Source organism: Arthrobacter sp. PvP103, assembly GCF_017833075.1.
Taxonomy (GTDB): domain Bacteria; phylum Actinomycetota; class Actinomycetes; order Actinomycetales; family Micrococcaceae; genus Arthrobacter.
In genome coordinates this window covers 1,097,619-1,118,238 of the sequence record NZ_JAFIBQ010000001.1, presented here as the reverse complement: position 1 = coordinate 1,118,238, position 20,620 = coordinate 1,097,619, and the positions used below count along the sequence as shown (strand labels likewise).

The window sequence follows — 20,620 nt, the reverse complement described above, 5'->3', positions numbered from 1 at the left end:
CTACTGAGAATGGAACAGCCGGAGGCGCAGTATGTCCTGGAGCGTGCCGTCGTCCAGGCCCGCGGCGCGGCCTTCGGCGATGTAACGGTCGACGGCGGCGATGAGGTCAGGGGGCACGGAGCCGCCCGTCGGGCGGACGGAGTCGGGCATGCCGACGACGACTGTCCCGTTGCGCCGCCGTGTTTCAATCAGGCCGGCCTGCTCGAGTTCCTTGTAGGCGCGTGCCACCGTCCCCGCTGCGATGCCCAGGTCCGCCGCCAGGCTGCGGACGGTGGGCAGGCGGGTTCCGGCCGCCAGCGAGCCGATGGCGATCAACGAGGAGATCTGGGTGCGGATCTGGTCATAGGGCGGCACGGCCGACCGCAGGTCGACTGCGATCCCGGCCGTCATGTGACGTGGTCCCTGCGGGGCAGGGGAGCGGGCCGGGAACGGGAGCCTGCGAAGGTCCGCACCGGTATCAGGGCTGTGGCGACCGCCGCGCAGGCCAGGATCGTCCCCGCGAGGGAAGCGGGCCACCACGGGATGGAGGGTAGGAATGCCACGCCGAAGACAGCGGCCCACGCCTGGCTGTTCATCAGCAGGACCATCGCTGCCTGCGCCATGAACATGGCCGAGAGCGTTCGCGCCATCCGGTGGAGGGTGATGGCACGCAGCGCTGCGTCGAGCCCGGGCGGAGCACCGGGGATGCCTCGCCGCAGGCGCGTTGCCAGCAAAGCCGGGAGCGCCATCAGCACCCCGGCGGTGCTGAGGAGCGCAGCTGGGATCCACCCTCCGTCCTGGCCAAGCAGGGTGTTCCCGGCGGCTGAGACCACGAGGGTTGTGACGAGGACGAGCAGCGCCAGGATCAGTGTGGTGAGAAGGGCCGCGCCCACCGGCTGCCGGGGCCATGTCCGCGGTTCATCCGGGCTCGTGTAGTTGCGCTGCAGCAACAGCTCGCCGGCGGCGAGGACCACAAGGACCAGCCCCGCAACTAGTGTTATGAAAGCCGCCGGCCCGGACGGCCCCGCTGCGATGATGGCCGGGACCAGGAACGCTCCCGCAAGCACCGGCAGGGCTGCGGCGACGCCGAGTCCGGCGCCGACGGAGACCACAAGTTTGGATGCCGGGTGCGGTCCGGCGCCGAAGTGCCCGGACTTCGCGTTCCGGAGGCCGGCGGCCTTTGCGGTTCCCGTTAGTTTCGGCGGCGCCCAGAGCAGCATGGCCAGCAGGACCGCCATGCCCGCAAAGGCCGCGAAATTAGTCCACGACGTGCTGCCCGCAGCCGGGTCCGGGCGGGCCACATAGTTACCGGCGATGACGGCCAGGCCCGACGCCATCGTGGAGACCGTGCGGAGCAATCTGTTCATGGCGATGGTTCGCAGGATCGAATTGTCGTGGTCCGTCAGCTGCTCGAGCTGCCGTCTGCGGCAGATCAGCAGCAGCACCAGCCAGGTGCACGCAGCCAGGACAACCAGCGCGGCACCCAGCCAGCCGGCCAGTTCAGAACCGGGGATGCGCCCGTCGCCGCCGATGGTCCGGTAGCCCTGCGGGTCCTCCCGGACCGAGCCGTACGTAATTGCTGCGAAGCCCGGGAGCGTAGCGGTCCATGCGGTGAATCCGGCTGCGCCCGTGAAAATGGCCAGTGTTGTCCAGGCCAGCGGACGCGGGAGGAAGTCGCGGATTTTCCGGACGTGGAGGCTGGCCTTGCGGCGGGGTCCCCGGGGGCGCGGATAGCTGAGCTGGCCCAGTGCGTGGACTCCGATAGTTCCGAGGAGGGGCCATGCCAGGGCCGGGATAATGGTGTCCGGGGTGACCAGGAAAGGGCCGATGACGGGGCTGGTGGTTCTGCCCGACGGAATGATGCCGATATTCATGGCCCCCTGGAGGGAGCTTGTCATCCATCCGATGACGCCCACCCAGAGCGCGTGCTGCGAAACAGTTTCGGGCGAGGCGCCCATCCGGGGTTCCCATACCACCCACCTCAGGATGAGGTAGATAACGACGGCGGCGGCCAGCGGTCCCAGCAGAGGTGTCGTAGGCAGTTCGAATTGGACCGGCATAATCCCCCCAGATTTTGCATCAATGTACTGAGTATTTGATACAAAGAGGTCCGGGTCAAGCCGGTTCGTGGCCCGGCAAGCCGGGCCGGGCAGGCCGGCCGCTTTTAGTCGTCGAAGGGCCTGAACTGTTCCACAGCCACAATCTTGTGGTTGTTGCCGCGGGCTACGTGGCACACGATGATCTCTCCGGGCGCCAGGTAGGGGTCGGAGGATGGCAGCAGGGCACGCAGCCGGCCGTTCATGTGCTCCCCGAGCTGCTTGATGACGGTAGGCAGGGCGGGCCGATGGGTGCACAGGGCGATTGCGCGCTGCTTGTCGAAGAGTGCTTCCACAACGGCTGCGGTCTTCTTCGGGCTCCGGGCATGGCGGTGCTCCGTCAGGGCGTCGTGCAGTTTTACCTTGGCGTCGGCGGACTTGGCGTACGGGGCAATCGTGGCCACGCAGCGTTGCCACGGGCTCGAGTGAACGCGAAGGGGCTTCCACACGTGAAGCAACCGTCGGACCGCCTGGGCCTGCCGCAATCCGGTAGCCGCAAGCGGACGGTCCCCTTCCGCCTTGGTCCAGGAGGAGCGCGGCTTGGCCTTGGCGTGGCGCACCACCAGCAGCGGCCACGTGTCCAGCTCCTTGCGGGCGTGGGCTGCCGCCAGGTGCTCAAGCGGCGCAATATCACCGGGGTTGCTCAGCAGGGAGGCGGCTTTTTCCGGTGAACACCACATCACGCTGTCCACTTCCTTGCCGTCCGGACGCAGCGTGGCGCCGTCCACGTCCACGGCCCAGTAGTGGACTACCTTGAGGCCAGCGGACACGTGGTAGTGGATCGGAGGGAGGGGAATACCCAGGGTGGCCTTGAGTCCGATCTCCTCCTCGATCTCACGGACGGCGCACTCCGGAATGGTCTCGCCGGAGTCGATCTTTCCTTTGGGCCACGACCAGTCGTCATAGCTTGGACGGTGTATCAGCAGGACTTCGAGCTTGTCCTTGCTGACACGCCACGGCAGGGCGCCGGCAGCGGTGACCGCTACAGGTTCCCCGGGATGGTCTGTCTGGTCCGCAATAAGCGAGTCGTTCGCCGAGTCGTTAGTGACGTCGCTTTTCGCATCCGTTTTCGGGGCCAGGGTCCTACCGCCTAATCGTCGGGCGCTGGCGGGAACGCGAGGCAAGCAGCCATGACTGGACGTCCTCCAGCGGCTTGCCGTCGTCACCGATGTGGTGCCTGGTCCATTCACCCTGGCTGTCCAGGTGCCAGCTGGACGTTCCCGGGTCCATGTAGCGGCGGAGCATGTCCAGCACGTAGGACGTGTCGTCGCCGCTGGTCAGCTGGACCAGTGCTTCCACCCGCCGGTCAAGGTTGCGGTGCATCATGTCGGCGGAGCCGATGTAGACCACAGGGTCCCCGCCGTTGGCGAAGGCAAACACCCGCGAGTGCTCCAGGAAGCGTCCCAGCACGGAACGCACTGTGATGTTTTCGCTGAGCCCGGGGATGCCGGGACGCAGCGAACAGATGCCGCGGACTATCACGTCAACATTCACGCCGGCCTGCGATGCACGGTAGAGAGAATCGATGATTGCCTCGTCCACCATGGAGTTGACCTTGATCTGGACCCTGGCCGAAATGCCCGCCTTGGCGTTGCGGATTTCCTTCTCAATGCGGTCAATGAGCCCCGACCGCACCGAGCGGGGCGCCACCAGAAGCCGCTTGAAAGTGGATTTGGGAGCGTAGCCCGAGAGCTGGTTGAAGAGCCTGGAAAGGTCCTCGCCCACCTGCTCATTGGCCGTCAGCAGCCCGAGGTCCTCGTAATAGCGGGCGGTGCGCGGGTGGTAGTTGCCCGTGCCGATGTGGCAGTAGCGCCGCAGGCCGTCCACTTCCTGGCGGACCACGAGGGAGAGCTTGCAGTGGGTCTTCAGGCCCACGATGCCGTACACAACATGCACGCCGGCCTGTTCCAGTTTCCGTGCCCAGGAGATGTTGGCCTGTTCATCGAACCGGGCCTTGATCTCCACCAGGGCCAGCACCTGCTTGCCTGCCTCTGCCGCGTCAATGAGGGCATCGACGATAGGGGAGTCGCCCGAGGTGCGGTACAGCGTCTGCTTGATGGCCTGCACCTTGGGGTCCGCCGCAGCCTGCTCCAGGAAGGCCTGGACGGACGTGGAGAACGAATCGTACGGGTGGTGCAGCAGGATGTCCCGCCGGCGCATGGCCGCGAACACGTTGGCTGCCTTCGACGTCTCCGATTCGTTCAGGTACCTCGAGGTGTGCGGGACGTGCTTCGGGTAGTGCAGGTCCGCACGGTCGATCGCGGCAATGACGGACAGGCCGCGGAGGTCCAACGGGGCTGGTACGGAGTAGACCTCGGACTCTTCCACGCCCAGTTCGCGGATCAGCAGCGCCCGGATGTTCGGGTTGATGTCGTTGGTGACTTCGAGCCGCACCGGCGGGCCGAACCGGCGGCGCAGCAGTTCCTTTTCGAGCGCCTGCAGCAGGTTCTCGGCGTCGTCCTCTTCCACCTCAACGTCCTCGTTGCGCGTGACGCGGAACGTGTGGTGCTCCAGAACCTCCATGCCGGCGAACAGCTGGTCCAGGTGGACGGCGATGACTTCTTCCAGGGCGATGAACCGGGCCACCCGGCCCGGGACCGATCCGGCGCGCGGGCCATCGATGGAAATGAGGCGGGGCAGCTGGTCCGGAACCTTGACGCGGGCGAACAGTTCCTTGTCGCTAACAGGGTTGCGGACCACCACGGCCAGGTTAAGCGACAGCCCCGAAATGTAGGGGAACGGGTGGGCGGGATCCACCGCCAGCGGGGTCAGGATGGGGAAGACCTTTTCCGCGAACATCGCGCTGAGCTGGTCCTTGGCCTGGTCGTCAAGCTCGTCCCAGTGCATGAGGTGGATGTGCTCATACGCCAGGGCCGGCCGGATCTGCTCGGCATAGACCCGGGCGTGGCGCTGCGCAAGGCGGTGGGCAGCTTCGCCGATCTGGTCCAGAACCTGCATGGGGCTCAGGCCTGCCGGCGAGGGAACGGCCAGACCGGTGGCGATCCGGCGCTTCAGCCCGGCCACTCGGACCATGAAGAACTCGTCCAGGTTGGAGGCAAAGATGGAGAGGAAGCTGACACGCTCCAGCAGGTGGAGATTGGGGTCCTCGGCAAGTTCCAGCACCCGGGAGTTAAAAGCCAGCCAGCTCAATTCACGGTCCAGGAACCGGTCCGGGCTGATGTCTCCCTCGGGCTCAAGATTTGGCGCGAACTCGGGAATGTCGATCCGGTCCTGCGTGGCACGGGAAGCCGGGACCTCGGAGGACCCGAAGCGGGCGCGCACCGGAAGCACCTTGGCCTCAGACGTGGCGATTCCGGCTGATTCCGGTTGCATGGTCACTCCTTTTGCTGGCGCGGTTTACCTTCAACCTTACAAGCATTCGATTCGCGGGATACTCAGATTTCCTGAACCGCGGCGCATGCGTCTGCCGATTGGATTAACCGCCGTTTTTGGGTCCGTACATCACGTCCGCATCCCACCGCGTAAAGCCGAGTCGGCGGTACAGCGAAACGGCCGGCGTATTGTCCGCATCCGTGTAGAGCATGACCGCGTGAAGGCCCTTGTCCTGCAGGTACTTGATGCCGGCCACGGTGAGGGCCTTACCCAGTCCCATGCCCTGGGCTTCGGGGGTCACACCCACCACGTAGACCTCACCGATGGCGGGATGGCCGCCGTGGCCCGGGTGCACCTTGGTCCAATGGAAGCCGAGGATCCGCCCCGACCGGTCGACCGCGAGGAGGAAGCCGGCGGGATCGAACCAGTCCTCGGCCATCCGGGCGGCCAGATCCTGCCGCGTCATATTCCCTTGCTCCGGATGGTGGCTGAAGGCGGCCTTGTTGGCTGCCAGCCACGCCTCCTCGTCCTGCCCGGGGATGAAGGCCCGCAGGCTCACGTTGTCCGGGAGGGCGGCGTCGGGCAGTTCAGCGTCAGATGCTGTGAGCCGCATCTTCCACAACTCCCGGATGGGGGCGTAACCGTACTTGGCCGCAAGGTCCGCTGCCGCCTCATGGTTCCCGTGGGACCACGCCTTGAGCCCGTCGAAACCCCGTGATGCCTTGAGCGTGGCAACCAGCCTGTCTGCCACGCCCTGGTTCCGGTAGCTCGGATGCACCGCCAGTTCCAGCACACCTGTGCCGTCCGCTTCCTCCACCACCACCGCGAAGCCGGCGAGGTCCTGTGCGGTGGCGGGATCCGATTCCTCATCGGGCGCATAGAGCGCCAGGCTCAGGAGCGAATGGGTTCCCGACTCGCCGGCGCGGAGGGTCACGAAAGTCTGCTCGGACAGGGGAGGGTTTCCGTCCGACTCTTCGGCGGCCGCGGCGAGGGCTGTGAAATCCCTGAGCAGTTCATCGTCCACTCCGCCCTTGACGACGAGCACGGGCCAGTTCTCGGGATGCGCAGGACTCATGGTGTACAGGCTATACGGCCCGTCCGGCTGACGGCGGGATTCGGGTCGATTTGATGCGGCCGGATCCGGCACGTATAGTCATTACCTGTTCCGGCTTCCTGAAGCGGGAACTGAGGGGGATCCACCACTGGGGTGGCCTCGATACGTTCGACCCGTATGTCCTCCACTGCAGGCCCAGAAGCCTAAGAAGAAGCCCCGGACCGTTGGTCCGGGGCTTCTTCTTTTCGCTAAGTTTGCGGGAGTGGTTGAGCCTTAGCCTTCTGCGGCCGCTGCGAAAGCCTATGCCTCCGTCAGCTCCTCTTCGGGCTGCCGCACGAGGGTCAGGCGGTAGCCGACATTGCGCACCGTGCTTATCAGGTTTTCGTGGTCGGCGCCGAGCTTGGCCCGCAGCCGCCGGACGTGGACGTCCACCGTGCGGGTGCCGCCGTAGTAGTCATAGCCCCACACCTCTGTGAGGAGCTGCTGCCGGGTAAACACCCGGCCCGGGTGCTGCGCCAGGTACTTCAGGAGTTCGAATTCCTTGAACGTCAGGTTCAGGGGGGCTCCGTTGACCCTGGCCGTGTAGCTTGCTTCGTCGATGACGACGCCGGCGGCGCGGATCTCGGTGGGAAGATCCTCTTTCTCCGGCACGGCGCGCGCGACAGAGAGTCGAATGCGGGCTTCGACTTCAGCCGGACCCGCGGAGTCCAGCAGGATGTCATCCACGGCCCAGGCCGAGGACACGGCCGCCATGCCGCCTTCGGTGAGGATCAGCATCAACGGTGCACTGAGCCCCGTGGCCTTGAGCAGCTGCGTGAGGGACCGCGCACCGACCAGGTCCTTGCGGGCATCCAGCAGGACGACGTCGCAGGGATCCGTTTCCAGCAGGGCAGTGGGCTCGGCCGGGAGGATATGCACGCGGTGGTTGAGCAATTCCAAGGCAGGCAAAATGTCCACCGATGATCCGGTGCTGTTCGTCAGTAGCAGGATGTGCGACATTGTTCCTCCAAGGGGCTGTCCGCGCATCATCGGGCGTCTGAACCGGGCTTTCACCGGCCGGTACTGGCTGCCCGCGTCGGTCGTGGCCGGCCGAAAATCCGGCCGGGCCCGCATCCTCCGAAGGAAGCGTAGCTGAGCTTTGAGTATACCCAATTGCCCCTTAACAGACACGGATCAGTTCTGTTTCAGTTCGCGTTTTGCGACATAAGCAGGTCACATAAGGCAGGATTGGACGGAGCGAAGAAGATGTCAGCAGAGAGTGAGCGCGGGTAAACAGTGAAGCCGTGGACCATCGGAACCATCGGGCTGGCCGGGCTTGCTGTCTTTATCGGCGGGGCTTACACCTCCCCTGAAGTGCTGCTCGGTGTCGCCATACTCGTCGCCCTGGCCGTCGGTGTCGGCTGGCCCCACTTCCTGGACATCCCCGCCAAGAAGACCCTCGCAGCAATCATCGGACTGCCCGGAGCGGGCTCGGCCGTGGCAGCCACCTACGTCCCGGCGCCCGGCTTCCTCGACTGGACCCCGGCGTTCATTGCGGCAGGCGTGATGGCTGTTTTCCTGATGCAGCTGCTTCGCGGCACGGGCCAGGCGCAGCGCCTGGAATCCACGCTGGGATCGAGCGCAGGTGTGCTGCTGTCCTGTCTTGGTGCAGGGTGGATTGCGGCTTCAAGGTTCAACGGCGTCAAGGAAATGCTCCTCGTGGCCGGTATCAGTGCCGCCTTTGCCCTGCTGGCCGGACTCATCCGCTGGCCGGACCGGATCGTAGCGCCGCTGGGCATCGTGCTGGCAGGCCTCAGTGCTCCGCTGGCAGGGTTGATCTTCTCAAACATCGCCGTAATACCCGCCGCCGTGGTGGGCGTTACGGTGGGCGCAGTTCTCGTGAGCCTGCGCAGACTGGTTATACTCCGCGGGGACCGGATTAACTTTCCAGCCGCGCTCGGCATGGGCCTGGCACCCGTGGCAGCAGTGGGTTCGCTCGCTTACTTCATAGACAAACTACTCATCTACTAACGCGTTAGGATGGCATCATGTCCGTACTTGCATTTGAGATTTTCTTCCTTGTCCTGCTTGGCATTGCCAGTCTTTCCATGGCATGGTTCGCTGGTTTCGTGGTTTACCGCCTCTTCAAGGGCCAGAAGTAATACCAGTCCAGAGCTAGTTGTCTGCGGAGGTAGTTACTGTGCCGATTGAAATTCCTACAGACCTCACGCCCGAGCTCGTCCCGTTGTCCTGGCTCATTGGTGAGTGGGAGGGCAGCGGACGCCTGGGCGCCGGCGAGGAAGATTCCGAGCATTTCTCCCAGCATGTGTCCTTCACGCACAACGGCCTGCCGTACCTCCAGTACCGCGCCGAGAGCTGGCTGACCGACGATGAAGGCACCAGGCTGCGGCCGCTGACGGTGGAGACCGGCTTCTGGGCGTTGGAGCGGAAGCAGCGGGAGGAAGACGGCGGACCGGGGCTGATCCCGGCCGACATCGTCCCGGTGCTGAAAAGCGCCGACGAAGTCGAAGCGTTGCGCAACAGCGACGGCGGCTTCGATATCTCCGTTTCCATCTCACACCCCGGCGGCATCTCCGAGCTGTACTACGGCCAGATCAAGGGCCCCCAGATCCAGCTCAGCACCGACATGGTCATGCGAGGAAGCCACTCCAAGGAGTACACGGCGGCAACCCGGATTTTCGGCCTGGTGGACGGAAAGCTTCTTTGGCGGTGGGACGTGGCCACCGGGGCGGGCTCCACTCAGGGCGGCGGCCTGGAAGCCCACGCTTCGGCCATCCTCAGCAAGATTTCCTAGGCCGGCGGGACTCTGACACCCCGGCCGGCAGGTCTCACTGATTGTTGTTTTTCGCAACGAACGCAGGGAGCAAGACCGTGAACAGCCAGCATCCGGACCCGGGTACGCCAGATCAGGGGACTAAAGCAAACTACGGCGATCTCAAGGCCGTATTCTTCAACGGCACACTCAAGAAATCTCCGGAGACCAGCAACACGGAAGGCCTGATCGAGGTCAGCCGCCTGATCATGGAGAAGCAGGGCGTCGCCACCCGGGTGATCCGGACCGTGGACCACGACATTGCCAGCGGCGTGTATCCGGACATGCGCGAGCACGGCTGGGCAACCGACGAGTGGCCCGAACTGTACCCTGCTGTCCGGGAAGCGGACATCGTAGTGGTGGCCGGCCCCATCTGGCTGGGCGACAATTCCTCCCAGACCAAAAAACTGATCGAACGCCTGTACGCGCACTCCGGGCAATTGAACGACAAAGGCCAGTGGGCCTTCTACCCCAAAGTGGGCGGCTGCCTCATTACCGGCAACGAGGACGGCATTAAGCACTGCTCGATGAACGTCCTTTACAGCCTCCAGCACATCGGCTTCACTATTCCTCCGCAGGCGGACGCCGGCTGGATCGGACCGGTGGGACCGGGTCCGAGCTACCTCGACGAAGGGTCCGGGGGGCCGGAGAGTGACTTTACCAACCGCAACACCACGTTCATGACGTGGAACCTGCTGCACCTGGCACGAATCCTGAAGGACGCCGGCGGGATCCCCGCCTACGGCAACCTGCCGGAGGAATGGAAAGCCGGCACACGGTTCGACTTTGAGAATCCGGAATACCGCTAGCTCGTTAGGACTTCTACTACATATGACTATCAAGAGCCCCCTGTTGTCGCGCCCGGGCGCCGTCGAGGCCGGCGGTGCGGACTCCGGCGTCGCATCGCATTATGGTGAACCGCTGCGGGAGCAGCGGGCGCTGGCAGCCGGCACCGCCGTCGTCGACCTTTCCCACCGCGGCGTGGTCACCGTCTCCGGTCCGGACCGCCTGAACTGGCTCAACACCCTGTCGTCCCAGCAGGTCACCAACCTTGCGCCGGGGGAGTCCAGCGAACTGCTGCTGCTCAGCGTCCAGGGCCGCATTGAGTTTGACGCGCGGGTGATTGACGACGGCGGGACCACCTGGCTGATCGTGGAGGCCGCCGAAGCGGCACCGCTGGCGGAGTGGCTGAACCGGATGAAGTTCATGCTCCGCGTCGAAATTGCGGATGTTTCCGACGACTGGGCCGTCCTCGGGTCCACGCGGCGGGTTGAGGAGTGGTCCGGCCTGAAAGTGTGGGAAGACCCCTGGCCGCATGTGGGAGCCGGTGGCTACGCCTACTCGGTCGTCGCGGAGGAATCACACCCGGGCATGGAGCGGCCATGGTTTGAATACCTGGTACCGGCTGCGGAACTCGAAGCCACCGTGGGTGACCGCCCGCTGGCCGGGGTTTGGGCCGCCGAAGCGCTGCGCATCGCCGCCTGGCGTCCCCGTCTTGGCGCGGAAACGGATGACAAGACTATTCCGCATGAGCTTGACCTCCTGCGCACCGCCGTCCACCTGGCCAAAGGGTGCTACAAGGGCCAGGAGACGGTCGCCCGTGTGCACAACCTGGGCCATCCGCCGCGGCGGCTGGTCTTCCTCCAGCTGGACGGCTCGCAGCACACCCTCCCGGCCGCGGGCAGCGAAGTACGCCTGGGGGAGCGCAAAGTGGGAACGGTGACCTCCGTGGTGCAGCACTACGAGATGGGTCCGATCGCGCTGGCGGTCATAAAGCGTTCGGTCTCTCCGGATGAAATACTGACGGTCGTAGACGGCGACGAACCCTACACGGCCGCGCAGGAAGTCATTGTGGCTCCCGACGCCGGTCAAGTGGTGGGCCGCCAGACCGGATTCCTGAAGGGAACACACCGATGACTGACAATGCGATGCCTGACAACCCGGGAGACACCACAGGCCCCGACGAAGAAACGCTGGCCCTTGCGCACGCCCTCTTTGACGCGGCACGTCAGGGCGACGCTGCGCTCCTGGGCAGCTACCTCGATGCAGGCGCGCCGGCCAACATGGCCAACGCCTCCGGCGACTCCCTGTTGATGCTGGCTGCATACCACGGCCACGCCCCGGCGGTGCAGCTGCTCCTGCAGCATGGTGCCGATGCCAACGCCATCAACGACCGCGGTCAGACGCCGCTCGCCGGCGCGGCCTTCAAGGGCTACACAGACGTCGCCGAGGCGCTCCTGGGAGCAGGCGCCGATCCGGATGCCGGAACGCCGTCCGCACGCGCAGCGGCAGAGATGTTTGCAAGGACCGATATCCAGGCCCTGCTCGGCTGACCCCGGCCGGCAAACCGGACGGCCGGGAGCCCGCGGGTCCTAGGATGCGCGGGCTTTCTTGCGCCCTAATATTCCATGTGGAATAGTTGGAGCCGAATATTAGCCCAGGTGTCGTCGAAAAGTGGGGAGTGAGGCAGGGGAGTGGCCGGAACAATGCCCCGATCGGCCCCGCTGACGCCGCTCGGCATCTCTGCCCTGTCGCTCCTCGTTGAAGAACCGATGCACCCGTACGAGATGTACCAGCTCCTGATGGCCAGGCACGAAGACCGCCTGGTCAAGGTGCGCCCGGGAACGCTCTATCACGCCGTCGGCAGGCTCGAAGAGCGGAGCCTGGTGGAGGCTGCCGGAACGGACCGGGAGGGCAACCGGCCGGAACGGACCACCTACCGGATCACGCCCGCCGGCCGCGAGGCCCTGACGGCCCGCCTGCAGGACATGCTCGCCGAGCCGGTCAACGAATATCCGTCGTTCCCGCTGGCCGTGGCCGAGGCCTACAACTTGCCCGCCGGCGTCGTCCTGGACCTCCTGGACCGACGGCTGGTCCTGCTGCAGGAACAACTGGAGTTCCTGCAGACAGCCGAATCGGCCGTCCGGACGAAGGACGTTGCACGCAAGTACTGGATCGACCTCCAGTACCAACAGACCATGCTGCGGTCCGAGATGGGCTGGATACGCAGCCTGCAGGACCAGCTCCGCTCCGGGGAACTCCCCTGGTAGCAGACCACACCACAACCACACCTGAAGGATTCACATGGAACACGTAGCTAGGCCGTGGCCGGCCCTCTGGTCCCTGGTGATCGGTTTCTTTATGATCCTGATCGACACCACCATCGTCTCGGTGGCCAACCCCCGGATCATGGAAGGCCTGAACGCTGACATCAATTCCGTCATCTGGGTGACCAGCGCCTACCTGCTGGCCTACGCCGTGCCGCTGCTGATCACCGGCCGGCTGGGCGACCGGTTCGGGCCCAAGAGGCTTTACCTCACGGGCCTGGTGGTGTTCACCCTGGCGTCCCTGTGGTGCGGGTTGTCAGGCGACGTCCAGACCCTCATCCTGGCCCGCGTGGTCCAAGGCTTTGGTGCCGCAATCATGACGCCCCAGACCATGGCGGTGATCACCCGGATCTTCCCGCCGGACAGGCGCGGCGCTGCCATGGGGATCTGGGGTGCCACAGCGGGTGTCGCCACGCTGGTGGGGCCGATCCTGGGCGGCGTCCTGGTGGACGGCCTGGGCTGGGAGTGGATCTTCTTCATCAATGTGCCAGTGGGAATCGTCGGGTTCGTCCTGGCACAGCGCTTCGTCCCTACACTGAGCACCCACCCGCACAAGTTCGACATCCCCGGCGTGCTGCTCAGCGCCGTCGGGCTCTTCCTGCTGGTGTTCGGCATCCAGGAAGGCGAGACGTACAACTGGGGCACCATCACCGGCCCCGTTACGGTGTGGAGCCTGATCATCGCCGGGCTTGTGGTCCTGGTGGGTTTTGTGCTGTGGCAGCGGTTCAACAAGGGCGAGCCGCTTCTCCCGCTTTCACTGTTCAAGGACCGAAACTTCTCGCTGGCCAATATAGGTATCACCACCGTGGGCTTCACGGTGACGGCATTCAGCCTCCCGCTGATCTTCTACTACCAGGTGGTCCGGGGCCTGACACCTACGCAGTCGGCCCTGATGATGGTGCCGATGGCACTGATATCGGGTGGGCTGGCGCCGGTTGTCGGGCGGATTATTGACCGGGTCAATCCGAAGTACATCACCGCGGCCGGCCTGGTCCTGATGTCGGTGGCGCTGTTCTGGAATTCTTCCCTGATGCATCCCGACACACCCATCTGGCTGTTCCTGCTGCCCAGTGCCGTGCTGGGGTTCGCCAACGCGGGTATCTGGGCGCCGCTGAGCTCCACAGCCACCCGGAACCTGCCGCCGCGCCAGGCAGGCGCCGGCTCGGGCGTTTACAACACCACCCGACAGATCGGCGCGGTGCTGGGCAGCGCGGCCATTGCGGTATTGATCCAGGCGCGCCTCGCGGCGGAGCTTCCGGCGGCACCGGACGGTTCCGGCGAGGCCAGCCCCATGGCATTCGGCGGCACACTGCCGGAGGCGCTGCATGAAGGGTTCTCGACGGCGATGGGCCAGTCCATCCTGCTGCCGGCGGCGGTGATCCTGCTTGGCGCGGCCGTGGCGCTGTTCTTCGCCAAACCCAAGGCGGTTCAGAACTGGGGTGGGTCCGGTGCCCCCGCGCCGGCGGAAGGCTCAGCGTCAACCGAAGCCGAATCAGCGCAGACCAAGTCCGCCTAAGCGTGTGCCGGGCTGATTCCGGTCAGCCCAGCAGCACGCTGGTGTGGATGCCGCCGGTCGAGAATCCGAGGCTGCGCGCTATTGCCAGTGCGCCCTTGTTGCTGACGTCCGAGCGCCACTGCAAGGTGAGCCCCGCCGCCAGGGCCTCATGGGCGGCTATCGATGCCGCCAGGGAGCCGAGCCCCCGGCGCCGCCAGTCGGGATCCACGAGGACCCCCATCTGGGCCAGGATGCCCTCCCACTCGGAGTAGGCGCCACAGGCAACCGGGACTTTGCGGCCGTTGTCATCGCGCAGGATGGTGAACCGGTGTTCGAGATCGGACAATCTCACTTCGTTGACGTCATCCGGCGGACACAAGCCTTCCAGCTCGATGGCTTCGGGATTCCCGTGCGAGACGGTCAGCTCCTCGGCCGGCTGGCGCAGGGGGAGATCGTCGGCGAAGAAGAGGGCGGCTGCGCCCTCGCCGTGGCCGCCATGCTGCCGCGTGATGGTCAGGAGCGTCACGTGTTGGGCGAGGTCCTCGTCCGGGATATCTTTTGCGGCGTCGATTACCCACTGGGGCCCCACGAGGGCCGATGCGCCGAACAACCGCACAAAATCCACTGATTTCCGGGACTCGTCAGCCCGCGTGATCCGTGCGCCCGCTGCCAGCGAGCCCGCCCCGGAAACCGCCGCATCGGCGTCGAGCTTCCGGACCGCCGCAAAGGCGCCGTCATCGAGGCCCAAATGGCGGGCCCATGCCAGCTGGATGATGTCTGCGGAACCGGGGTCGAGAGTCATGACTCAACCCTACCGAGCCGAGGGAAGCGCGAGCGGACACTTGCGGCCTGACTCTTGAAGCGCGAACGGACAGTCAGGGCACCGACGTGGCGGCCTTAACTGTCCGTTCGCGCTGCTGCGGCTGGTCGCCCTAGCCGAAGAGGACGGCGGCCTCGTCGTAGCGGTGCTGCGGAACGCTCTTGAGGTTGCCCAGAGCGGCGTCGAAGCCGACGTGCACAATGTCCGTGCCGTTGAGGGACACCATGGTGCCCCAGCGCTGGTCCACAACGGAGTCGATGGCGGCCATGCCCAGCCGCGTGGCCAGGACTCGGTCGAATGCGGACGGGACGCCGCCGCGCTGGATGTGACCAAGGACGGTGGCCCGGGTCTCAATACCGGTGCGTGCCTCAAGCTCGGGAGCCAGCATTTCGGCGATGCCGCCCAGCCGCGGGCGTCCGAAGGTGTCCAGGCCGCGCTCGGAGTGCGGCGTTTCCTGGCCTTCCGGAACGAAGCCCTCAGCCACAACCACCAAGGGCGCGCGGCCACGGTCATGGGCTTCCTGCACCCACTCGGTGATCTGGTCCATGGAGGCCTTCTGCTCCGGAATGAGGATGGCGTGCGCGCCGGATGCCATGCCCGCGTGCAGGGCAATCCAGCCCACGTGGCGGCCCATGACTTCGGCGATCATGCAACGGTGGTGCGATTCACCGGTGGTGCGGAGGCGGTCTATGGCCTCGGTGGCGATCTGGACAGCTGTGTCGAAGCCGAACGTGTAGTCCGTCGCGTCAAGGTCGTTGTCCACTGTCTTGGGAACGCCGACGATCTTCAGTCCGGCGTCGGTCAGCCGCTTGGCTGCGGCCAGCGTACCTTCGCCGCCAATGGCGATGATCGCGTCGATGCCGAGCCGGTCCATGTGGCCCTTGATGACATCGGGCCCGCCGCCGTTTTCGAACGGGTTGGTCCGGGACGTGCCGAGGATGGTGCCGCCCTGCTTCGCGATGCCGCGGACCATGGTTCGGGGAATGTCGATCACGTCGCCTTCGACGACGCCGCGCCAGCCGTCGAGGAATCCTACGAATTCGTGGCCGTGGATGGCGATTCCTTTGAGGACGGCACCGCGGATAACGGCGTTCAGTCCGGGGCAGTCGCCACCGCTGGTGAGAATTCCAATTTTCATGTCTCGGCTCAAATCCTGGTGAGGGGGTGTACAGGCAGAGCGCCACGCTGAGCTCACCTAGATTCTAGTGGTGAGTGTGGGTTACGACACAAACCGGTTACAAAGGGCAGCTCATCCATGGCGAACGAAAAAGGCCCCCGCTCCGGAGAGCAGGGGCCTCTTGGTCCTCGTGGTCAGGATCCGTTAATCGATCGTTTGTCCAGGAAAGACTGCAGGATAATGGCGTTTCGCTGGTCGGGGAGGATGAGCCACGCTGCGAGGTAGAACACGAATGCCGGGCCGGGCAGGAGGCTGAGGAGCAGGAACGCGATCCGGACGAACGCGACGTCCACGTTGAGCTTTGCGGCGATGCCGCCGCACACGCCGCCCAACCAACGCTGCGGTCCGCGTTTCAGGCCAAGGCCCCTGACGATGCTGAAGAACTTATCCATGGCTCAAGACTTCCCTGTTGTGGATTCTTTGTCACGTCCGCGGGCTGAGAGGAGCCCGCCAACCACCAGTGCGGCACCGGCGCCGATCATCAGGCCGATGAGCACGTAGGTTCCGTTCAGGACCACGATGCCGAGCTGGCCGATGATGATCAACGCCGCCAGCGCCAGGACGATGAGGCCCCAGACTACTGTGCCCACCCGTGCCGGCGACTGGCCGCCGTGCCGTGCTCCTGCACTACGTGACGGTTCGGCCGGTGAGGCCGCAGGCTGCGGGGCAGTGTCCGGGGCAGGTTCGTAGCTGCTCATGTCAGTTTCCTTCCTGGATGGTGATGTTGCTCATAGTGCCGTCGATCTCGAGGATGAGCGCGGCGCCCGGCTTGTCGGTGTTGTAATTGCTCTGCTTGGTGGTCATGCCACCGTGGTTCTGCGAGCCTTCATTGAGGTTGCCCAAGGTCATGTCCGCGCGGATTTCCACGGGAACGGTGTCCGGAATGATGACGGTCAGGTTGCTGGCAGTGACATCCATGGGAATGACGACGTCGGTGCCCAGCGGCGGGGTAATGTTCAGCCGCGTCAGGTCGGCTGTTCCGCTGCCCCCGGTGATGTCGAAGCCTTCCCGCGCCTGTTCGATACTGGCCGGGTTCCAGTTGGCGTCCTGGAAGCGGAAGCGGTCTCCGTTGGGCACCACGTTGAAAATTCCGCCAACGATGAGGGCCACTACGGCAAAGAATCCAAGGATGCCGGACGTCCGGCCCCTGAGTCCTGCCACCAGGATGCCGAGGCCCAGGACGGCGGCGCCGCTGGCCCACACCACGGCGTTGGTGGCGTCACCGAGGTTGATGACATTGAGGGCTTCGAGGGCTTTGATGCCGCCGCCCACCAGCAGGGCAAGGCCTGCAGTTACCGCCACTGCAGGGGCACCCGGGCCAAGATTCGGCGCCTTGGGGGCGGGAGCGGACGGGCCGCCGTACCCGCCGCCGTAGGGCGGGGTGGCGCCGTAGCCGCCCGAGCCGGGAGCGCCGCCGTCGTAGGGGCCGCCGGCGGAGGGACCGCCGGCGTGGGAGCTGCCGGTGTGCGGGCCGCCGGAGTAGGCGCCGGGCTCGTAGGGCATGCCCGGGGCAGTGGATGAGGTGCCGGCCGGCGACGTGGCTGCAAAGGCGGTTCCGCCGGCGGCCGCCCCGGTGTCTGATGGGGTGTTCATGATGGGCGCTCCGGTGGTGGCCTTGTCGCGTTGCGAGAGGTAGTAGATGAGATAGATGGCGCCGGCTATCCAGAAGACTGTCCAGAAGAAGCCGCCGAATCCGTTCCGCTCCCAGCCCCAGAATCCGCTGCCCAGGCTGGGAAAGCCGATCACCGTGGTGATAAGGGCCCCGGTCATGCCGGTGGACCAGCGTCCGGCGCCGGCTTCCTGCACATGGATGCGGCCATCGGGCTCCGGCAGTAGGGCCCAGGCGATTCCGTAGAGCAGCACTCCGATGCCTGCGAAAATCGACAGGACAATGAAGACGCCCCGCACGATCAGCGGATCGACGCCCAGCCGGTGTGCGATGCCGCTGGCCACCCCGCCTATCCAGCGGTCCCGTCCGCGGTGGATGCCGTGGCTCCGGACCCAGTTGAAGAAGTTCTGGGGCTGGGACTGGGGCTGGGGCTGGGGGTAAGCGTAGGGGGCACCCGCCGGCGGGGAAGGGGGGAGCTGGTCGCCCGGGTACTGGGTGCCGGGAAACTGGGCGCCGGGATACAGCGGTGGCGGACCGCCGGGGAAGCTGCCCTGCGTGGAGTCCGAGCCGGAACCGGAGACTGAGTCGTAACCGGAGCCGGCGCCGGAACCGGAGACTGAGTCGTAGCCGGAGCCGGCGCCGGAACCTGAGCCGGCGCCGGAACCTGAGCCGGAACCGTCCTGGACGGAGGGGGCGCCGCCGTCGGAATCGCCTTCAGCTGGCGTGGCGGAACCGGAACCGGGACGGCCGGACGGCAGCGGATCTTCATCTGGGTGTGCATTGTGCGAGTTCATACTTCGATCCTGCCGTCCGCGCCGGCCGCGCTCCATTGGGGAACACCCTGAGCTACCCCTGACTGAACCCCGGTTCCGTCTGGAATCAGGCATCCGGAACCCTGATCCGTGTTTGGATTGACACATGACAACGGCCTTTACCCGCCCTCCGCTGGTCCGCAGCAGCGACCGCGTTATCGCAGGCGTCTGTGCGGGCCTGGCCGCCCACCTGGGCTGGCCGGTACGGATGGTCCGGATCGGCATGGCGGTGGCGGCGCTCGCCGGCGGGGCAGGGCTGGCGTTCTATGCGTGGCTCTGGATCATGGTTCCTACTGCGGACGAGAACGCGAAGCGGACCGCCCGCCGCCCGACGTCGCCCATTGCGCCGGCCGTCAGCGCACCGGGGCAGCTGCCCGTACCAATGGACTTTGTTGCCGCGCCAATGCCCGGCGTAGCCGCCTTCCCGGGCACGGCCACCCTGCCCGGTGCGCCGGATCAGGGCTTAGCCTCCGGATCCGGCCAGGGGGCCAGCGGTGGGACCACGGCCGGCACCAGCCGGGGGCCCGCCGGTGGGACGGCGGCCACAGCTCCGTGGTTCCGCATGCGGAGCATGCCGTACGGCAAGGAAGTGCTCCTGGGCGCCGGCCTGCTGCTGGCGGGCGGAATCCTGATCGCACGCATGCTGGGTGTGGACGTCCCGCTCGGGACGCTCATCCCGGCCGCGGCGATTCTTGGCGGGGCGGCCATCGCGTGGATCCAGCTGGATGAAACCCGCAGGGCCGGACTCCTCGACAAGACCAAGGCAGATCAAGCAGGCGGCTGGGCCAGGCTGGCCGCCGGGCTGGCCCTGGTAGTGGCGGGCGTACTGGTGATGGTGTCCGGCTCCGGTTCCTGGGAACAGACCTGGCTGGCGCTGCTGGCCTCCGTGGCGGTCCTTGGCGGCGTGGCCCTGGTGCTGCTTCCGTGGGGCCTGAAGTTCTGGCGGGACCTTGAAGCCGAACGCGCAGGCCGCGTCCGGGCGACGGAGCGGGCGGAGATTGCCGCCCACCTGCATGACTCCGTCCTGCAGACGCTCGCGTTGATCCAGCGCCGGGCCGGCAATGAGCACGACGTCTTACGGCTGGCCCGCGCACAGGAACGCGAGTTGCGGGGCTGGCTCTACCGTGATCCCGGCAAGGAGGCCGGGCAGCTCTCGGAGCGCATCAGGGCCGCCGCCGCGGAGGTTGAGGATACCCTGGGCCATGCCGTGGACGTGGTCACCGTGGGAGACACCGCCATGACCCCGAGGCATGAGGCCCTGGTCCAGGCCAGCCGCGAGGCCATGGTGAATGCGTCCCGCCACGGCGGCGGCGCGGTATCCGTGTATCTTGAGGTGGCCGACGGCGGCGCGGAAGTTTACGTGAAGGACCGCGGCCCCGGTTTTGACCCGCAGTCGGTTCCGGAGGACCGCATGGGGGTCCGGGAATCGATTGTCGGTCGGATGAACCGGCACGGTGGAACTGCGGTCATCAGCAGCAGCTCGGACGGCACGGAGGTAAGGCTCAGGCTGCCCTCCGACGCCGCGGACAACGGAGAGGGAAAGTCGTGAACAACGTCGTAGCAGGGAGTGCCGAAGCGGGTGGCACCCCGGCGATCCGGGTGGTCATCGTGGACGATCACGCCATTTTCCGGTCGGGGCTCAAAGCGGACCTGGACGCCCGGGTCACCGTGGTGGGCGAAGCCGGAACGGTTGAACAGGCCATCGCCGTGATCGCGCAGACCCGGCCCGAGGTGGTCCTGCTGGACGTGCACCTCCCCGGCGGGCTGGGCGGCGGCGGCCGCGAGGTGATCGCCGGTTCCGCCGCGCTGCTGGGCACCACCCGATTCCTCGCACTTAGCGTCTCGGACGCCGCTGAAGATGTCGTTTCGGTCATCCGCGCCGGCGCCCGCGGATACGTGACCAAGAGCATCTCCGGCACGGAAATCAGCGACGCCGTATTGCGGGTGGCCGGCGGTGACGCCGTCTTTTCGCCCCGTTTGGCGGGTTTCGTGCTGGATGCGTTCGGCACGGCACCGGCAGATATCGCCGGCGACGAACTGGACCGCCTTTCCGCCCGTGAGCTGGAGGTCATGCGGCTGATCGCGAGGGGCTACAGCTACAAGGAAGTGGCCAAGGAGCTGTTCATTTCCATCAAGACCGTGGAAACCCACGTGTCCGCCGTGCTGCGGAAGCTGCAGCTTTCCAGCCGCCACGAACTGACCAAATGGGCGGCCGAACGCCGGCTCCTCTAGCGCCCCCCGGACGCTCTCTCACTTCCTGTCGCCCAAACACGAACGCTCTCTCACTTCCTGTCGCCCAAACACGAACGCTCTCTCACCGGTGACC

General features: G+C 66.0%; 20 protein-coding genes. 9 read left to right on the top strand and 11 right to left on the bottom strand.

Going from position 1 to position 20,620, the window contains the following annotated elements:
* From JOE41_RS05125 to JOE41_RS05100, 6 genes are all read right to left on the bottom strand, one after another.
* Nucleotides 1–390 (bottom strand): GntR family transcriptional regulator, encoded by a 390-nt coding sequence (locus JOE41_RS05125; RefSeq protein ID WP_209751222.1) that lies wholly within the window; start codon nucleotides 388–390, stop codon nucleotides 1–3.
* Nucleotides 387–2,039, bottom strand: a complete 1,653-nt coding sequence (locus JOE41_RS05120) for a hypothetical protein (RefSeq protein ID WP_245200630.1) — start codon at nucleotides 2,037–2,039, stop codon at nucleotides 387–389. The genes JOE41_RS05125 and JOE41_RS05120 overlap by 4 nt, the downstream gene beginning before the upstream one ends.
* A gap of 104 nt (nucleotides 2,040–2,143) precedes the next feature.
* Nucleotides 2,144–3,094 (bottom strand): NUDIX hydrolase, encoded by a 951-nt coding sequence (locus JOE41_RS05115; RefSeq protein ID WP_209753546.1) that lies wholly within the window; start codon nucleotides 3,092–3,094, stop codon nucleotides 2,144–2,146.
* 64 nt (nucleotides 3,095–3,158) lie between these two features.
* Nucleotides 3,159–5,408 (bottom strand): RNA degradosome polyphosphate kinase, encoded by a 2,250-nt coding sequence (locus JOE41_RS05110; protein ID WP_011692845.1) that lies wholly within the window; start codon nucleotides 5,406–5,408, stop codon nucleotides 3,159–3,161.
* Nucleotides 5,409–5,511: 103 nt separating this feature from the next.
* Nucleotides 5,512–6,483, bottom strand: coding sequence for a mycothiol synthase (gene mshD, locus JOE41_RS05105; protein ID WP_209751221.1), 972 nt, complete (start codon nucleotides 6,481–6,483; stop codon nucleotides 5,512–5,514).
* Nucleotides 6,484–6,762: 279 nt separating this feature from the next.
* Nucleotides 6,763–7,461, bottom strand: coding sequence for a response regulator transcription factor (locus tag JOE41_RS05100; protein WP_011692843.1), 699 nt, complete (start codon nucleotides 7,459–7,461; stop codon nucleotides 6,763–6,765).
* A 276-nt stretch (nucleotides 7,462–7,737) separates the two neighbouring features.
* On the opposite strand from JOE41_RS05100, the gene JOE41_RS05095 reads away from it, so the two are divergent.
* The 7 genes from JOE41_RS05095 (at nucleotide 7,738) to JOE41_RS05065 (ending at nucleotide 13,897) form a co-directional block, all read left to right on the top strand.
* Nucleotides 7,738–8,472: a hypothetical protein gene (locus JOE41_RS05095; protein WP_011692842.1), complete on the top strand. Its 735-nt coding sequence runs from the start codon at nucleotides 7,738–7,740 to the stop codon at nucleotides 8,470–8,472.
* A gap of 169 nt (nucleotides 8,473–8,641) precedes the next feature.
* The gene (locus JOE41_RS05090) at nucleotides 8,642–9,256 is read left to right on the top strand and encodes an FABP family protein (protein ID WP_011692841.1); all 615 of its coding nucleotides are present in this window, start codon (nucleotides 8,642–8,644) and stop codon (nucleotides 9,254–9,256) included.
* Between the two features lie 77 nt (nucleotides 9,257–9,333).
* Nucleotides 9,334–10,083: a flavodoxin family protein gene (locus tag JOE41_RS05085; RefSeq protein ID WP_209751219.1), complete on the top strand. Its 750-nt coding sequence runs from the start codon at nucleotides 9,334–9,336 to the stop codon at nucleotides 10,081–10,083.
* 22 nt (nucleotides 10,084–10,105) lie between these two features.
* Complete coding sequence (locus JOE41_RS05080; protein ID WP_209751217.1) at nucleotides 10,106–11,191, top strand: folate-binding protein YgfZ; 1,086 nt, start codon at nucleotides 10,106–10,108, stop codon at nucleotides 11,189–11,191.
* Nucleotides 11,188–11,607 carry an ankyrin repeat domain-containing protein gene (locus tag JOE41_RS05075; protein WP_011692838.1) on the top strand — a complete coding sequence of 140 codons (420 nt, stop codon included), beginning with the start codon at nucleotides 11,188–11,190 and terminating at the stop codon, nucleotides 11,605–11,607. The genes JOE41_RS05080 and JOE41_RS05075 overlap by 4 nt, the downstream gene beginning before the upstream one ends.
* A 153-nt stretch (nucleotides 11,608–11,760) precedes the next feature.
* The gene (locus JOE41_RS05070; protein ID WP_209751215.1) at nucleotides 11,761–12,324 is read left to right on the top strand and encodes a PadR family transcriptional regulator; all 564 of its coding nucleotides are present in this window, start codon (nucleotides 11,761–11,763) and stop codon (nucleotides 12,322–12,324) included.
* 34 nt (nucleotides 12,325–12,358) lie between these two features.
* Nucleotides 12,359–13,897: a DHA2 family efflux MFS transporter permease subunit gene (locus tag JOE41_RS05065; RefSeq protein WP_209751213.1), complete on the top strand. Its 1,539-nt coding sequence runs from the start codon at nucleotides 12,359–12,361 to the stop codon at nucleotides 13,895–13,897.
* A 22-nt stretch (nucleotides 13,898–13,919) separates the two neighbouring features.
* Here the strand turns inward: JOE41_RS05065 and JOE41_RS05060 are convergent, their stop codons facing one another.
* The 5 genes from JOE41_RS05060 to JOE41_RS05040 form a co-directional block, all read right to left on the bottom strand.
* Entirely contained in the window at nucleotides 13,920–14,678 is a 759-nt protein-coding gene (locus JOE41_RS05060) for a GNAT family N-acetyltransferase (protein WP_011692835.1), read from the bottom strand.
* 130 nt (nucleotides 14,679–14,808) lie between these two features.
* Nucleotides 14,809–15,834: a 6-phosphofructokinase gene (locus JOE41_RS05055; RefSeq protein ID WP_011692834.1), complete on the bottom strand. Its 1,026-nt coding sequence runs from the start codon at nucleotides 15,832–15,834 to the stop codon at nucleotides 14,809–14,811.
* A gap of 173 nt (nucleotides 15,835–16,007) precedes the next feature.
* Nucleotides 16,008–16,265: a PspC domain-containing protein gene (locus tag JOE41_RS05050; RefSeq protein ID WP_011692833.1), complete on the bottom strand. Its 258-nt coding sequence runs from the start codon at nucleotides 16,263–16,265 to the stop codon at nucleotides 16,008–16,010.
* 3 nt (nucleotides 16,266–16,268) lie between these two features.
* The gene (locus tag JOE41_RS05045; protein ID WP_209751211.1) at nucleotides 16,269–16,571 is read right to left on the bottom strand and encodes a hypothetical protein; all 303 of its coding nucleotides are present in this window, start codon (nucleotides 16,569–16,571) and stop codon (nucleotides 16,269–16,271) included.
* Nucleotide 16,572: 1 nt separating this feature from the next.
* A complete protein-coding gene (locus JOE41_RS05040) occupies nucleotides 16,573–18,276 on the bottom strand; it encodes a PspC domain-containing protein (protein WP_209751209.1) in 1,704 nt (567 codons plus the stop codon).
* A gap of 124 nt (nucleotides 18,277–18,400) precedes the next feature.
* On the opposite strand from JOE41_RS05040, the gene JOE41_RS05035 reads away from it, so the two are divergent.
* Nucleotides 18,401–19,843, top strand: a complete 1,443-nt coding sequence (locus JOE41_RS05035; RefSeq protein WP_011692830.1) for an ATP-binding protein — start codon at nucleotides 18,401–18,403, stop codon at nucleotides 19,841–19,843.
* Complete coding sequence (locus tag JOE41_RS05030; RefSeq protein WP_307800665.1) at nucleotides 19,840–20,526, top strand: response regulator transcription factor; 687 nt, start codon at nucleotides 19,840–19,842, stop codon at nucleotides 20,524–20,526. Before JOE41_RS05035 ends, JOE41_RS05030 begins: the two co-directional genes overlap by 4 nt.
* Nucleotides 20,527–20,620: the final 94 nt, after the last annotated feature.

Bases quoted from the DNA above. Each gene is read 5' to 3' on its own strand.
- JOE41_RS05040 (WP_209751209.1), bottom strand. From the start codon at position 18,276: ATGAACTCGCACAATGCACACCCAGATGAAGATCCGCTGCCGTCCGGC.
- JOE41_RS05035 (WP_011692830.1), top strand. From the start codon at position 18,401: ATGACAACGGCCTTTACCCGCCCTCCGCTGGTCCGCAGCAGCGACCGC.
- mshD (WP_209751221.1), bottom strand. From the start codon at position 6,483: ATGAGTCCTGCGCATCCCGAGAACTGGCCCGTGCTCGTCGTCAAGGGC.
- JOE41_RS05110 (WP_011692845.1), bottom strand. From the start codon at position 5,408: ATGCAACCGGAATCAGCCGGAATCGCCACGTCTGAGGCCAAGGTGCTT.
- JOE41_RS05060 (WP_011692835.1), bottom strand. From the start codon at position 14,678: ATGACTCTCGACCCCGGTTCCGCAGACATCATCCAGCTGGCATGGGCC.
- JOE41_RS05055 (WP_011692834.1), bottom strand. From the start codon at position 15,834: ATGAAAATTGGAATTCTCACCAGCGGTGGCGACTGCCCCGGACTGAAC.
- JOE41_RS05125 (WP_209751222.1), bottom strand. From the start codon at position 390: ATGACGGCCGGGATCGCAGTCGACCTGCGGTCGGCCGTGCCGCCCTAT.
- JOE41_RS05070 (WP_209751215.1), top strand. From the start codon at position 11,761: ATGCCCCGATCGGCCCCGCTGACGCCGCTCGGCATCTCTGCCCTGTCG.
- JOE41_RS05100 (WP_011692843.1), bottom strand. From the start codon at position 7,461: ATGTCGCACATCCTGCTACTGACGAACAGCACCGGATCATCGGTGGAC.
- JOE41_RS05080 (WP_209751217.1), top strand. From the start codon at position 10,106: ATGACTATCAAGAGCCCCCTGTTGTCGCGCCCGGGCGCCGTCGAGGCC.
- JOE41_RS05065 (WP_209751213.1), top strand. From the start codon at position 12,359: ATGGAACACGTAGCTAGGCCGTGGCCGGCCCTCTGGTCCCTGGTGATC.
- JOE41_RS05045 (WP_209751211.1), bottom strand. From the start codon at position 16,571: ATGAGCAGCTACGAACCTGCCCCGGACACTGCCCCGCAGCCTGCGGCC.
- JOE41_RS05120 (WP_245200630.1), bottom strand. From the start codon at position 2,039: ATGCCGGTCCAATTCGAACTGCCTACGACACCTCTGCTGGGACCGCTG.
- JOE41_RS05050 (WP_011692833.1), bottom strand. From the start codon at position 16,265: ATGGATAAGTTCTTCAGCATCGTCAGGGGCCTTGGCCTGAAACGCGGA.
- JOE41_RS05075 (WP_011692838.1), top strand. From the start codon at position 11,188: ATGACTGACAATGCGATGCCTGACAACCCGGGAGACACCACAGGCCCC.